Origin of the sequence: Falsiroseomonas sp. E2-1-a4 (assembly GCF_051433165.1) — a bacterium.
In the GTDB taxonomy this organism is placed as follows: Bacteria; Pseudomonadota; Alphaproteobacteria; order Acetobacterales; family Acetobacteraceae; genus Falsiroseomonas.
In genome coordinates, this window is record NZ_JBHMFS010000002.1 from 1 (window position 1) to 13548 (window position 13548).

11 protein-coding genes are annotated in these 13548 nt (G+C 69.9%); 9 read left to right on the forward strand and 2 right to left on the reverse strand.

Annotation, left to right across the window (positions count from 1 at the left end):
- Together ACFHNC_RS02790 and ACFHNC_RS02795 are read right to left on the reverse strand one after the other, a co-directional pair.
- On the reverse strand, positions 1-777 hold a 777-nt coding region (locus tag ACFHNC_RS02790), incomplete at its 3' end, for a hypothetical protein (protein WP_437167692.1).
- Positions 778-864: 87 nt separating this feature from the next.
- Positions 865-3186 carry a glycosyltransferase gene (locus ACFHNC_RS02795; RefSeq protein ID WP_437167693.1) on the reverse strand — a complete coding sequence of 774 codons (2322 nt, stop codon included), beginning with the start codon at positions 3184-3186 and terminating at the stop codon, positions 865-867.
- A gap of 297 nt (positions 3187-3483) precedes the next feature.
- Here ACFHNC_RS02795 and rpsB point away from each other — a divergent pair, with 297 nt between their 5' ends.
- From rpsB to bamA, 9 genes are all read left to right on the forward strand, one after another.
- Entirely contained in the window at positions 3484-4350 is an 867-nt protein-coding gene (gene rpsB / locus ACFHNC_RS02800) for a 30S ribosomal protein S2 (RefSeq protein WP_437167694.1), read from the forward strand.
- A gap of 133 nt (positions 4351-4483) precedes the next feature.
- Entirely contained in the window at positions 4484-5392 is a 909-nt protein-coding gene (gene tsf / locus ACFHNC_RS02805) for a translation elongation factor Ts (protein WP_437167695.1), read from the forward strand.
- Between the two features lie 143 nt (positions 5393-5535).
- The gene (gene pyrH, locus ACFHNC_RS02810; protein WP_437167696.1) at positions 5536-6258 is read left to right on the forward strand and encodes a UMP kinase; all 723 of its coding nucleotides are present in this window, start codon (positions 5536-5538) and stop codon (positions 6256-6258) included.
- A 129-nt stretch (positions 6259-6387) separates the two neighbouring features.
- Positions 6388-6960 carry a ribosome recycling factor gene (gene frr, locus ACFHNC_RS02815; RefSeq protein ID WP_304816213.1) on the forward strand — a complete coding sequence of 191 codons (573 nt, stop codon included), beginning with the start codon at positions 6388-6390 and terminating at the stop codon, positions 6958-6960.
- Positions 6961-6991: 31 nt separating this feature from the next.
- Positions 6992-7780, forward strand: coding sequence for a polyprenyl diphosphate synthase (gene uppS, locus ACFHNC_RS02820; protein WP_437167697.1), 789 nt, complete (start codon positions 6992-6994; stop codon positions 7778-7780).
- A gap of 13 nt (positions 7781-7793) precedes the next feature.
- The gene (locus ACFHNC_RS02825) at positions 7794-8663 is read left to right on the forward strand and encodes a phosphatidate cytidylyltransferase (protein WP_437167698.1); all 870 of its coding nucleotides are present in this window, start codon (positions 7794-7796) and stop codon (positions 8661-8663) included.
- Positions 8651-9829, forward strand: a complete 1179-nt coding sequence (gene dxr / locus ACFHNC_RS02830) for a 1-deoxy-D-xylulose-5-phosphate reductoisomerase (protein WP_437167699.1) — start codon at positions 8651-8653, stop codon at positions 9827-9829. Before ACFHNC_RS02825 ends, dxr begins: the two co-directional genes overlap by 13 nt.
- Before the next feature lie 68 nt (positions 9830-9897).
- Entirely contained in the window at positions 9898-10998 is a 1101-nt protein-coding gene (gene rseP, locus ACFHNC_RS02835; RefSeq protein ID WP_437167967.1) for an RIP metalloprotease RseP, read from the forward strand.
- A 193-nt stretch (positions 10999-11191) separates the two neighbouring features.
- Positions 11192-13531 carry an outer membrane protein assembly factor BamA gene (bamA, locus tag ACFHNC_RS02840; protein WP_437167700.1) on the forward strand — a complete coding sequence of 780 codons (2340 nt, stop codon included), beginning with the start codon at positions 11192-11194 and terminating at the stop codon, positions 13529-13531.
- Positions 13532-13548: the final 17 nt, after the last annotated feature.

Sequence of the window (13548 nt, forward strand, 5' to 3'; positions counted from 1 at the left end):
CCCCCCCCCCCCCCCCCCCCCCCCCCCCCAGGCCAGCGTCATGTCCGCAGCCGCGGCAATGCCGGGCAGGTGCTGTGCGCCCTTGGTCTGTTCCAGCCGCCCAACGAACAGCAGCAGCGGCGCATCCGCCCGCAGCCCGAGTGCACCGCGCAGCGCCACGCGCAGCAGGGCGCGATCCGCCGAGGGCGGCAGCGGGGCCGGATTATCCACCTGGGCGACGGCACCCTCCGGCAGCCCGAAGAAGCGCGCTGCGCGGCGTGCCCCCGGGGCGGAGACGGCGCACCAGACCGCCTGGTGCGCGTGCAAGCCGGGCAGCGCTTCCGCGATGCCGCCGGGCATCGCCTCCGGCGCCAGATGCACGACCACCAGCCGCGGCAGCGCCGTGGCGGCGCGCAGCAGGCCCAGCCCGGCATTGGGCCAGGGCAGGGGGATCAGCAGGACATCCGGCGCCAGCGCCGCGATCGCCGCATGCGTGGCGGCTTCCTGCGCCGCAATTTCATCCTCGGCGGGTATGCGGCCGGACCAGCCGATGGCGGCGGCGTGAAGGTGGGGCCGTGCCGGTCCGGGCGGCAGGGCGGCGGCGAGAGCCGGCATCAGGGCTGGGTCGGCTACCAGCGTGACCCGCAGGCCCGGCTGGGCGGCGAGCCGGGCGGCGAGTTGCGCGGTATGCCCCTCCGTCCCGCCAAAGCGCGTCGACGGCAGCAGGACCAGCACGTGGCCGAGCCGGCCGGTCGCGGCGCTCGGGGTGCCGGCGGCGTGTGGCGACGCGCCGCTCATCTGCTCGGGTCCTGGCATGCTGTCACCGTAGCCGGGCCTTAGCGCGGCATGGAAGGTCACGCCAAGCCTGCCATCCGGCGGCGGGCCTCAGGCGCTGGCCTTGGCGGCGGGGCGGGGGATGCCCCGCGCCAGGCCCGCCAGGTTCCGCATCGCCGGCGCCAGCGCCGCCGGGGCGAAGTGACGACGCCCGAAGGCCAGCGCCGCATCCCCCATCCGCGCCCGCGCCGCCGGGTCCAGCACCAGGGTAGCCAGCGCCGCGACGAAGCCGGCGCGGTCCTCCGCCAGGGCATAGGCCTGGCCGGCCCCGCCGGAGATGCCGTACAGCGCCTCCGCCGTCAGCACGCTGGGCAGGCCGTGGCTGAGATACTCCACCGTCTTGATCTTGAGGCCGCCGCCATAGAAGACCGGGTTAACCCCGATATGGAGGGTGGCGAGGAAATCCTCCGGCCGCGGCACCGCGCCATGCAGCACCACGCCGGGACGCCCGGGCGGCACCGCGGCGCAGACCGCGCCGGCCACATGCAGCTCCGCCCCCAGCGGCGCGATGGCGGGCCAGACCTGGTCCAGCAGCCAGACCAGCCCATCCCGGTTCATCGGGCTGTCACCGCCGAGGAAGCCGATCCGCACCGGCCCCTCCAACTGGCCCGCGGCGCGCGGCACCGGCTGCACCACGTGCGGCGCCAGCATCACCCGCCCGGGCAGCAGGGCCTCCAGCCAGTTGAACTCATCCTGTTGAATGGCCAGAAGCTGGTCGAAGCCGGACAGGATCTGCAATTCCTCCTGCACGCTGATCTCGATGAAGTGGCGGCGGCCGAAATGGGCGAAGTTGCGCGCGCGCAGCGACATGATGTCGTGCGTATCCAGCACCTTCAGCACCGGCTGGTGAATGGCGTGGCGCAGATAGGACAGGCGGATGTATTCCAGCACCACCGCATGCGGCGGGTTGGCTGCTAGATGCTGGGCAAACAGCGGCAGCACGGCGGCGATCGTGGACCGCCGCTCGAACGGGGTCAGCGCGGGTGGCAGTCGCGCATCCGGCGTCGGCGGCAGCGCGTCGGTCGGGAAGAGGCGGGAACGGCCGCCCAGCAGCGCCTTCGCCTTGGTCTGTTCTGCTGGCGACATCGTGCCGATGAAGAACAGATCCAGGTCCATCTCCGTGCGTGCCGCGCGGGCGAGGGAGGCGATGCGGGCGTGGTTGCCCAGACGCTCCTCCCAGAAGCGCAGATCGGTGGCCAGCAGCGTGCGCGGCCGGTCCATGGCCAGGCGCAGCATGGCGGGGCTGGCCAGTTGCCGCTGCGCCGACGCCACCCGTGTGGCATAGCGGCGCCATAATGCCGCGGAGGCCTCCGCGATGGTGGGTCGCAGGGCCGGCTCCAACGCGGCGCGCTGCACCAGCCCGGCCAAGGCGGCGGCGTCTGCTGCGGCGTGCCAGGCAGCCTCCGGCTCCAGCCCGGCGAAAGCCTCCGCCGTGCCGGCCACCGGACGGCCGCGCGACAGCGCCTCCACCGTCTTGATCTTGAGGCCGGTGCCACCCTCATGCGGGTTCACCACGAGGTCTACCGCTGCATACAGCTCATCCGGGTCCTGCACCGGGCCGATCAGCGCCAGGCCGGGGGCCAGCTCCAGATGCTTTGCCGCGCTGCCGGCGATGCGGATCTCGGCGCCGGCGGCGGCCAGGGCCGGCAGGTCCAGCGCGGCCAGGAAGCGGTCCAGCGCGCGGGTGTTCATCGGGTTCGAGCTGCCGAGATAGCCAATGACGAAGCGGCCATCCGGCGCCCGCAGCGGCAGCGGTTGGCGGTCGCCGGCCGGGATGTGGCCGAGCGTCAGCACCGGCTTCGGGCTGTAGGCCTCGAAAGCTGCGCGCTCCTCATCCTGGATCGCCAGCACCACGTCGGCGCGGCCGAAGCCACGCGCTTCCTCCGCCTCCGTGGTGAAGTAGAAGGACGGAGTCAGGCCCAGCTCGCGCAGCCGCTTGTCGCGCCCGCCGAACTGGTCATGCGTGTCCAGCAGCTTCAGCACCGGCGCGGCGGCGCGAAGGTTGGGCGGCGGGAAGAAGGTGAAGGCGCGGCTGAGGAACACGTATTCCACCAGCACCATATCGAAGCCCGGCCGGCGCACCGCGAGCGCCGCCAGCTCCTCCTCCAGTGCCGGCTGCACCCAGTCATCTAGCCCGAATCGGGTGCCGAGGCTTGGCTTTTCCAGGGCGCGATCATGCGGCACCAGGATCAGCTCGTCCCAGGTATCTCGCATGGAGTCATGGTGTTCCGGCGCGACCTTCTCACGGTCCAGCAGGCAAAGCGTGATGCTGTGGCCGGCCGCCTTGAGGTCGGACAGCACGGCGTGGATGCGGGCGCGGTTGCCGGCATCCTGCGGGTGGCTCGGCGTGGGGGAGACGACCAGGATACGCATGGTGGGCTTGGGATGTCCGGGAGGCGAGGCGGCAGGATAGGGGCGGGGGCCAGCGCCGCAAGCCCGCCCGTGGCAGCGGGCCTGGGGTTCGATCCCGCTGAAAGGGTTGCGGCCCCCGCCGTGGTGGGGCATACCGCGCCCGCCGGCCCAGGGTGCAAGCCCCGGGGCGGCAAATTCGCACGCGATGCACCTTCCGGGGGTTGCCCCGAGGGTCCGGTCCCCTCCCTTCGGTCTGATGGGCGGGGGCGGCAGCGCGGAGGTTCAACCGGACCACTGGAAGTAGAAAGGATTTCGCCGATGGCGATGCCCGACGTCACCCTGCGCGGCCTGCTCGAAGCCGGCGTGCATTTCGGCCACCACACCCGCCGCTGGAACCCCCGGATGGCGCCCTACATCTTCGGCGTGCGCAACCAGGTCCATATCCTGGACCTGCAGCAGACCGTGCCGATGATGGACCGCGCGCTGCGGGCGATCCGTGACGTGGTGGCCGCTGGCGGCCGCGTGCTGCTGGTGGGCACGAAGAAGGCCGCCGCCGAATACGTCGCCGAAAGCGCCGCGCGCTGCGGCCAGTATTATGTGAACCACCGCTGGCTCGGCGGCATGCTGACCAACTGGAAGACCATCCAGGGCAGCATCAAGCGCCTGAAGCAGATGGAAGAGCAGCTCGGCGGCAACATCCAGGGCCTCACCAAGAAGGAAGTCCTGATGCTGACGCGGGAGCGCGAGAAGCTCGACCGCGCGCTCGGCGGCATCAAGGACATGGGCGGCCTGCCGGACATCATCTTCGTCATCGACACGGTGAAGGAGAAGCTGGCGATCGAGGAGGCCAACAAGCTCGGCATCCCGGTGGTCGCCGTGGTCGACAGCAACGCGGACCCGATGGGCATCGCCTATCCGATCCCGGGCAATGACGACGCGATTCGCGCCATCCATTTGTATTGCGACAGCGTCGCCGGCGCGGTGCTGGACGGCATCTCGGCCGAGCTCGGCTCATCCGGCGCCGACCTCGGCGCGGCTGAGGAACTGGCACCCGAGGCGCTGCCGGACGTGTCCGACGTGCTGCCGGAGGCGCTCGCCGCCGAGATCAGCGCCGAGATCGCCGCCGAAGCGCCGGCCGCCGCGCCGATCGCGGAAGAGCCCGCCAAGGACGCCCCGGCGGCCTGACGCTTTGCCCCCGGCATGCCGGGGGCAGGTTGAGAACATCAGGCCGGGCGCCGCACGCCCGGCCGGCAGAGTTGGAAGGCCGCCCGGGCATGGCGCCCGCGCGGCCATGATGCGATGGACGGGGACGATCAATATGGCCGAGATCACCGCGGCGATGGTGCGCGAGCTTCGCGAGAAGACCGGCGCCGGCATGATGGACTGCAAGAAGGCGCTGGTGGAAGCCGCCGGCGACATGGAAGCGGCCATCGACTGGCTGCGCAAGAAGGGCCTGTCGGCCGCCGCCAAGAAGTCCGGCCGTGTGGCCGCCGAGGGCCTCGTGGGCGTCGCCTCCGGCCCCAACACCGCGGCGATGGTCGAGGTGAATGCCGAGACCGACTTCGTGGCGCGCAACGATGCCTTCCAGGCCTTCGTCGCCGAGGTGGCCAGCCTGGCCCTGTCCGTTGGCGATGACGTGGAGGCGCTGAAGGCCGCGACCTTCCCCGGCACCCAGCACTCGACGCAGGAAGAACTGACCCGCCTGATCGCCACGATCGGCGAGAACATGACCATCCGCCGCGCCAAGGTGCTGCGCGTGCCGTCGGGCACCGTGGCCACCTACATGCACAATGCGGTGAAGCCGGGCCTCGGCAAGATCGGCGTGCTGGTCGCGCTGGAAGCCGCGAGCGAGATCGAGGCGCTGGAAGGCCTGGGCCGGCAGATCGGCATGCATGTCGCCGCCACCCGTCCGGATGCTCTGGATGTCGACGCCGTCGACCCCTCCGCGCTGGAGCGGGAGAAGGCGGTGCTGCGCGAGCAGGCGGCAGGTTCCGGCAAGAAGCCCGAGATCATCGAGAAGATGATCGAGGGCCGCATCCGCAAGTACTACGAGGAAGTGGTGCTGCTGGAGCAGGTCTGGGTGCATGACGGCGAGACCCGCGTGCGCCAGGTGGTCGCGAAGGCCGGCGGCAAGCTGACCGGTTTCGCCCGCTTCCATCTGGGCGAGGGCATCGAGAAGGCGACCAGCGACTTCGCCGCCGAAGTGGCCGCCGCTGCCAAGGGCTGAGCCGGCCCGCCGCGCCCGCGGCGTGACAGCCTGAGGCCTGGGTGAGGGTGCGGCCCGCCATGCGCGTGCTGCCCCTGCGCCTTGCCGCCGCCACGGTGCGCCGCCTATGTTACGCAACGCCAGCCAGCCGGACACCGCAGACGATGAGCAGACCCCCCCTCTATAAGCGCGTCCTGCTCAAGGTCTCCGGCGAGGCTCTGATGGGCAATCGCGACTACGGCCTCGACATCGCCGTGCTGAAGAACATCGCGGAGGATATCCGGGATGTGGTGGCGCTCGGCGTCGAGGTCTGCATGGTGATCGGCGGCGGCAACATCTTCCGGGGTGTCGCGGGGGCCTCGGCTGGCATGGACCGCACGCAGGCCGATGCCATGGGCATGCTGGCCACCGTGATGAACGCGCTGGCCATGCAGAACTGGTTGGAAAAGCTCGGCGTGCCGACCCGCGTGCAATCCGCCATCCCGATGGCCAGCCTGTGCGAGCCCTTCATCCGCCGCCGCGCCATGCGGCACATGGAGAAGGGCCGCGTGGTGATCTTCGCCGCCGGCACAGGCAACCCCTTCTTCACCACCGATACCGCCGCCGCGTTGCGCGCGAACGAGATGGGCTGCGATGCGCTGCTGAAGGGTACGCAGGTCGATGGCGTGTATTCCGCCGATCCGCGCAAGAACCCGAATGCCGAGCGCTACACGACCATCACCTATCTCGATGTGCTCTCGCGCGACCTTGCGGTGATGGACGCCGCCGCCATCAGTCTGGCGCGGGAGAACAAGCTGCCGATCGTCGTGTTCAACATCCACGAGCCGGGTGCCTTCACCGCCGTCATGAATGGCGAAGGAAAGTTCACCACCGTGGTTGATCCATAGACCAGTTTCAGTCGCATTTTCCGGGTCGCCAGACTCGCGCCTGATTTGACGATGCTTCGTTCGTTTGTCGCATTTTCCGTGTCGTCAGGCTGGCGCCTGACTTGAAGATGCTTGAGGGGGAATCCGGGCATGGCCGCCGACTTTGCCGAATACAAGCTCGAACTGCAGCGCCGGATGGATGGCGCGCTGGAAACGCTGAAGAAGGAATTCCAGGGCCTGCGGACCGGCCGCGCCAGCCCGGCGCTGCTGGAGCCGATCCGTGTCGAGGCCTACGGCAATGTTCAGCCGCTGGTACAGGTCTCCAACATCTCCGTCGCCGGGCCGGGGCTGCTGTCCGTGCAGGTCTGGGACAAATCCGTGGTGAAGGCGGTGGAGATCGCGATCCGCGATTCCGGCCTCGGCCTGAACCCGCAGACCGAGGGCCAGGTGATCCGCGTGCCCTTGCCGCCGCTGACCACGGAGCGGCGCAACGATCTTGTGAAGACCGCTTCCAAATATGCTGAGGCCAGCAAGGTTGCCATGCGCGGCGTCCGGCGCGATGCCATGGAGACCGTCAAGGGCTGGGAGAAGGACAAGAAGTCCGAGGTGTCCCAAGACGACGTGAAGCGTTGGACGGATGAGATCCAGAAGATGACCGACCAGAGCATCAAGACCGTCGATGCCACCTTCGCGGAGAAGGAAAAGGACATCCGGACAAACTGATGGCAGGCTGGGCGGCTTGGACGGACGGGTGATGAGCGCGGCGGCGAAGCCGCTGGGGCCGGCCGAGCAGCCGCTCGGCACGCCGGAATCGGCTGCGGAGCCGGCGCGCCCCGGCGCCGGCCTGCCGCAGCACATCGGCATCATCATGGATGGCAACGGCCGCTGGGCCGCGTCACGCGGCCTGCCGCGCGCCCTCGGCCACAAGGCCGGCGCCGAGGCGGTGCGACGCACCATCGAGGCGACTGCGCGAGCCGGCATCGGCTGGCTGACCCTGTTCGCCTTCTCCTCCGAGAATTGGCAGCGCCCGGCGGATGAGGTGCGTGACCTGACCGGGCTGATGCGGATGTACCTCCGCTCCGAGGTCAGCAGCCTGGCGCGCGAAGGCATACGCCTCCGCGTCATCGGGGAACGGGAGCGTTTTGGCGCGGAGACCGTACGCGCGATCGGCGCGGCGGAGACCGCGACCGCCCACGGCACCCGCCTGAACCTGAATGTCGCCGTGTCCTATGGCGGGCGGGCGGAGATCGTGGCGGCGGCGCGAGACCTCGCGCGCCAGGTCGCCGCCGGGACGCTGGACCCCGAACAGGTGGACATGGCGACCTTCGCTCGGCAGCTCTCGACCGCCGGCATGCCGGACCCGGATCTCATCATCCGCACCAGCGGCGAGCAGCGGCTGTCCAACTTCCTGCTGTGGCAATCGGCCTATGCCGAGCTGGTCTTCCAGGATGTGCTGTGGCCGGATTACGACGCGCCGCATCTGGCGCAGGCCATCGCCGAATTCGCCCGCCGCGAACGCCGCTACGGCCTTCGCGTCGCGTGATCCGGCTGGCGCGATGACAGATCCAGGTGGCGCATCCGGCGCCGGAAAACGCTGGACGGATCTTCGCAAGCGCGCGCTTTCAGCTGCCGTGCTGCTGCCGGCGGCGCTGGCCTGCATCTGGTTCGGCGCGGAATCCTTCACCGCGATGGTGGCGCTCGCGGTCGCGGTGCTGACCTGGGAATGGGTGCATCTGTGCGGCCGGAAGACCCGCGCCTTTCCAGGGCTCGCGGTGCCCCTGGTGGTGCTGGCCGCGGGCACGCTGGCGGTGATGAACCAGGTGCGCGCCGGGCTGGTGGTTCTGCTGGCCGGCTCCGCCATCACCTGGCTCGGCGTGGCGCGCATGGGCCGGCGCGCGGGCGTGACGCAGCCGGCGCGGCGGCTGGCGGCGGGCGTGCTGTATATCGGCTTGGCCGGCCTCGCGCTGATCGAGCTGCGCTATGACAATGAGGCCGGGCGCGGCAATGTGCTGTTCGTCTTCATCGTGGTCTGGGCCTCCGATATCGGCGCCTACATGGCCGGCCGGGCCTTTGGCGGGCCGAAGCTGGCGCCGGCCATCTCGCCCAACAAGACCTGGTCCGGCGCTCTCGGCGGGCTGGCGGCGGCGCTGGTCTTCGGCGGCGCCTGCGCGCTGGCCTTCACGCCGGGGGCGGCTTTGACCTCCATCGCTGTCGTGGTGGTGCTGGTGGGCGTGGCCTCGCAGGCGGGGGATCTTCTCGAATCGGCCATCAAGCGCCATTTCAATGTGAAGGACACGTCCTCCCTCATCCCTGGCCATGGTGGCCTGCTGGATCGGCTGGATGGGGTGCTGGCGGCGGCGCCTGTTGCGGCGCTGCTGTCCTATGCGCTGGGGCAAGGGCGGCCACTTTGGGGATGGGTCTGGTGACGCGTTCGGTATCCATTCTCGGCAGCACCGGCTCCGTCGGCCGGTCCACCATGGCGCTGCTGGATGCCGCGCCGGAAGGCGCCTTCCGGGTTGAGGCGCTGGTCGCCAACCGGGATTTCTCGGTGCTCGCCGAACAGGCCCTGCGCCATCGTGCGCGGCTGGCCGTGGTGGCGGATGAGGCCGCCTATGCCGGCCTGAAATCCGCCCTTGCCGGCAGCGGCATCGCGGTGGCGGCGGGCCGCGCGGCGGTGGAAGACGCGGCCGCGCGCCCGGCGGATTGGACCATGGCCGCCATCGTCGGCGCCGCCGGGCTGCGCTCCACGCTCGCGGCGCTGGCCCGTGGCGGCACGCTGGCGCTGGCGAACAAGGAAAGCCTGGTCTGCGCGGCGGAGCTGGTGCTGGCCGTCGCCCGTCAGGGCGCTGCTATCCTGCTGCCGGTCGATTCCGAGCACAACGCGATCTTCCAGGCGCTCGATGGCCAGGACCCTGCGGGGGTGGAGAAGATCATCCTCACCGCTTCCGGTGGCCCGTTCCGCGAATGGACGCGGGAGCGCATGGCCCGTGCCACGCCAGCCGAGGCGGTGCGCCACCCGGTCTGGTCCATGGGCGCCAAGATCAGCATCGATTCGGCGACCATGATGAACAAGGGGCTCGAGCTGATCGAGGCCGCCCGCCTGTTCCCCGTGCCGGAGGCGCGGATCGAGGTGCTGGTGCATCCGCAGTCGGCCGTGCACGGGCTGGTGCAGTTCGCCGATGGCTCCCTGCTGGCCCAGCTAGGCACCCCGGATATGCGCACCCCCATCGCCCATGCCCTGGCCTGGCCGAAGCGCATCCATGTCAGCGCCCCGCGGCTGGATCTGGCCGCCCTCGGCCGGTTGGATTTCGCGGCGCCGGACCCCGTGCGCTTCCCGGCACTGCGCTTGGCGCGGGAGGCCTTGCAGGCGGGCGGCGGCGCCCCGACTATATTGAACGCAGCGAACGAAGTGGCGGTCGGGATGTTCCTCGACAGCCGCCTTGGCTTCCTGGAGATCGCATCGGTGGTCGAGGCGACGCTGGAGGGGATGGTAACCGCGCGGGCGGAGGGGCTGGAGGATATCCTGGCACTCGATGCCGCGGCCCGCCGCGCCGCCTCCCGCCATGCCGAGGCCCGCGCCGCGGTCAGCTGAGATATTTGGCGCTTGAGCGCCGCTGGGATTTAGGCGCGTCCGCGCCGTTGGAGAGCACCTTGGATTTCCTGCCCGAACCGATCCGCACCATCCTGGCCTTCGTGGTCGTGCTGGGCGTGCTGGTGTTCTTCCATGAGCTTGGCCACTACCTCGCGGCGCGTTGGCGCGGCGTGCATGTCGAGCGGTTCTCGGTTGGCTTCGGCCGCGCGATCGCCGCCTGGACCGACCGGCAGGGCACCGAATGGCGCATCGGCTGGCTGCCGCTCGGCGGCTATGTGAAGCTGCACGGCCAGGAACAACCCGAAGACGCGCCGGAATCGGTGCGCGCAGGCTGGCGCCCCGGCCAGACCTTCCACGAAAAGCCGGTGGGCGACCGCGCCATCATCGTCGCCGCCGGGCCGCTGGCCAATTTCATCCTGGCCGCCCTGATGTTCGCCGCGCTGTACATGACGGTGGGCCAGCCGGCCGCGACCACGGCGGTGGGCACGGTGCAGGAAGGCTCCGCCGCCGCCACCGCCGGGCTGCTGCCGGGCGACCGGATCGTCGCGCTGGATGGCCAGGCGGTGATGCGGTTCGAGGAGGTGCAGCGCCACGTCCAGCCGCGTGCCGGCACCCCGATCGCGGTGACGGTGGAGCGTGACGGCGCCGAGCGGACCCTGACCGCGACCCCGATCGCGCGGATGTTGGGCGAGACCTCGGTCGGCATCCTCGGCGTCGGCGCGGCGCCGGCGCAGTTCGAGCGGATGAACCCCTTCAGCGCGGTCTGGGCCGGCACGGTGCAGACGGCGGACATCACCGTGCAGACGCTGGGCGCCGTCTGGCAGATGATCGCCGGCGGGCGTGGGGCGGAGGAATTGGGCGGGCCGCTGCGGATCGCGCAGATGTCAGGCCAGGTGGCGGAGCTCGGCATCGCCAGCCTGATCTCCTTCATGGCGGTGCTGTCGGTGAACCTGGCGCTGATCAACCTGTTCCCCATCCCTGTACTGGATGGCGGCCACCTGATGTTCTACGCGGCGGAGGCGATCCGCGGCCGGCCGCTGCCGGTGCGGGCGCAGGAATATGGCTTCCGCGCCGGATTCGCACTGCTGATCACGCTGTTCGTCTTCGCAACTTGGAACGACCTTTCGCAATTCGGCCTTTTCCGTTGGGCGGCGGGGCTGTTCGGCTGAGCGTGCGAAGGCCGAAAATCATAAGGAAATTCAGTAGCCGGGCGGTCATGGCCCGGCTACCCGGCCCGCTTCGGCCGCTGGCGCCGGGCAGCCTGCGGTGCAGGGACTTGGTGGGCACGTCGCCGGGGGTGGCGGCTCCCTGGTCGGTCGGGTAGTCTCCACAGCCTTACTCACCCCCCCGGGGATACACCTCTTGGTCGCCAATCGGCTTCTCCTGCTCGCCGCCACCTGCCTCGTCCCCGTCGGCCTTGCGCTGAACGCGGAAGCGCAGACCCGCGGTCCGCGCACCCCCGCCGCCGCAACGCTCCCCGCCTCCGGCGTGGTGCGCGGCATCGATATCGTCGGCAACCAGCGCATCGAGGCGGATACGATCCGCTCCTACATGCTGCTGCAGCCGGGTGATCCGTTCGACGCGGACCGGCTGGACCGGAGCCTGCGGACGCTGTTCGCGACCGGCCTGTTCCGGGACGTGACGGTGTCCCGGACCGGGGACCGCATCCGCGTGACGGTGGAGGAGAATCCGATCGTCAATCGGGTGGCCTTCGAGGGCAACAGCAAGGTCTCCGACGACGTGCTGAGGCCGGAGGTGACGCTGCGCGCCCGCGCGGTGTTCACGCCGCAGGCGGCCCAGGCGGACCGGCAGCGCATCCTCGATCTCTACGCCCGCCGTGGCCGCTTCGCGGCACGGGTCGAGCCGAAGATCATCCAGCTGGACCAGAACCGCATCGACGTGGTGTTCGAGATCACGGAAGGTGAGGCGGCGCTGATCAGCCGCGTCTCCTTCGTCGGCAACACCGCTTTCTCCGACAGCCGCCTGAAGGATGTGGTCGCGACCCGGGAACAGGCCTGGTACCGCATCCTGTCCACCTCCGACATCTATGACCCGGAGCGGCTGAACTTCGACCGCGAACTGCTGCGCCGCTACTATCTGCGCCGGGGCTATGCCGATGTGCAGATCACCGGCGCGGTGGCCGAGCTGGCGCCGGATCGCAGCGGCTTCTTCGTGACCTACACGATCGATGAAGGCCCCCGCTATCGGGTCGGCAAGGCCGAGATCACCAGCACGCTGCGCGGTGTGGAGCCCGACTCCCTGCGCCGCGAGCTTTCCGTCTCCGAGGGTGATTGGTACGACGGCGATGCGGTCGAGCGTTCGGTCGAGGCGCTGTCGGATGCCGTCGGCCTGCGCGGCGTGCCCTTCGTGGAAGTCCGTCCGCGTGTTGTGCGTGACCGTGAAAACCGCCGAGTCGATGTCACCTTCGAGATCGCCGAGGGCGCCCGCGCCTATGTCGAGCGCATCGACATCATCGGCAACAGCCGCACTGCGGATCGCGTCATCCGCCGCGAATTCCGCATCGCGGAAGGTGACGCCTTCAACGCCGCGCAGGTGCGCCGTTCGCGCCAGCGCATCCGCGACCTGGGCTATTTCGGCGGTGCCGAGATCGCGGTGCAGCCCGGCTCCGCGCCGGACCGCACGGTGCTGCAGACGAGCGTCTCGGAACGCCCGACCGGCGAAATCTCGCTCGGCGGCGGCTTCTCGACCGATGCGGGCCTGCTGACCGATTTCGGCATCCGCGAACGCAACTTCCTCGGCAGCGGCATCGATGCCCGGCTGCAGACCTTGCTGGCGCAGCGCCGCACGCAGGTGGATTTCTCGGTCACCGATCCGGCCTTCCTGGACCGCAACCTGGCCGCGGGCGTGGACCTTTTCTACATCACGCGGGATCTGCAGGACACGTCGAGCTACTCCGAGAAGCGCGTCGGCGTCGTGCTGCGGGCCGGGTATGAGTTCAACGAGCGGGTCCGGCAGAACTGGGCCTACAGCCTGGTCCAGCGTGATGTCTTCGACGTGGACCCCACGGCCAGCCGCTTCATCCAGGAACAGTCCGGCGTCACGCTGCTCTCGCAGATCGGCACCACCCTGTCCTACGACGTGCGTGACAGCCGGATTGAGCCGCGCAGTGGCTACATCGTTCGCGTCGGCACCGATGTCGCGGGTCTCGGCGGCGATGTCGCCTATGTCCGTTGGCGCGGCGACGTCGCCGGCTACATCCCGCTGGAGCGGATCCTCGGCGCACCCGAATATGTGCTGGCACTGCAGGCCGGTGTTGGCCTGCTGACCCCCTGGGGCGACCGGCCCGAGCGGATCATCGACCGCTTTTTCCTGGGCGGCGACAATCTGCGTGGCTTCGCCCTGGCCGGTGCCGGCCCACGCGATATCTCCTCCGCCGGCAATGACGACCCGCTGGGCGGGCGCCTGATCTGGACGCAGACGACGGAACTGCGCTTCCCGCTGCCGCTGCCCTCCGAGATCGGGTTGATCGGTCGCGCCTTTATCGATGTCGGCTCGCTGTCGGAAACGCCAGTGACCGGGGTTGGTGTGCAGGATGACAGCTCGCCCCGCGTCGGCGCCGGTGTCGGCATTTCTTGGCGCACGCCGGTCGGCCTGATCAATATCGACATCGCCCAGGCGGTGGTGAAGAAGTCCTACGACGAGACGCAGCTGGTGCGCTTCGGCTTCGGCACCCGCTTCTAAGCATTATCGTGGAAATT

Coding starts and splice junctions, on each gene's coding strand:
- tsf (WP_437167695.1), top strand. CDS start 4,484: ATGGCCGAGATCACCGCGGCGATGGTGCGCGAGCTTCGCGAGAAGACC.
- rpsB (WP_437167694.1), top strand. CDS start 3,484: ATGGCGATGCCCGACGTCACCCTGCGCGGCCTGCTCGAAGCCGGCGTG.
- ACFHNC_RS02795 (WP_437167693.1), bottom strand. CDS start 3,186: ATGCGTATCCTGGTCGTCTCCCCCACGCCGAGCCACCCGCAGGATGCC.
- pyrH (WP_437167696.1), top strand. CDS start 5,536: ATGAGCAGACCCCCCCTCTATAAGCGCGTCCTGCTCAAGGTCTCCGGC.
- frr (WP_304816213.1), top strand. CDS start 6,388: ATGGCCGCCGACTTTGCCGAATACAAGCTCGAACTGCAGCGCCGGATG.
- dxr (WP_437167699.1), top strand. CDS start 8,651: ATGGGTCTGGTGACGCGTTCGGTATCCATTCTCGGCAGCACCGGCTCC.
- uppS (WP_437167697.1), top strand. CDS start 6,992: ATGAGCGCGGCGGCGAAGCCGCTGGGGCCGGCCGAGCAGCCGCTCGGC.
- ACFHNC_RS02825 (WP_437167698.1), top strand. CDS start 7,794: ATGACAGATCCAGGTGGCGCATCCGGCGCCGGAAAACGCTGGACGGAT.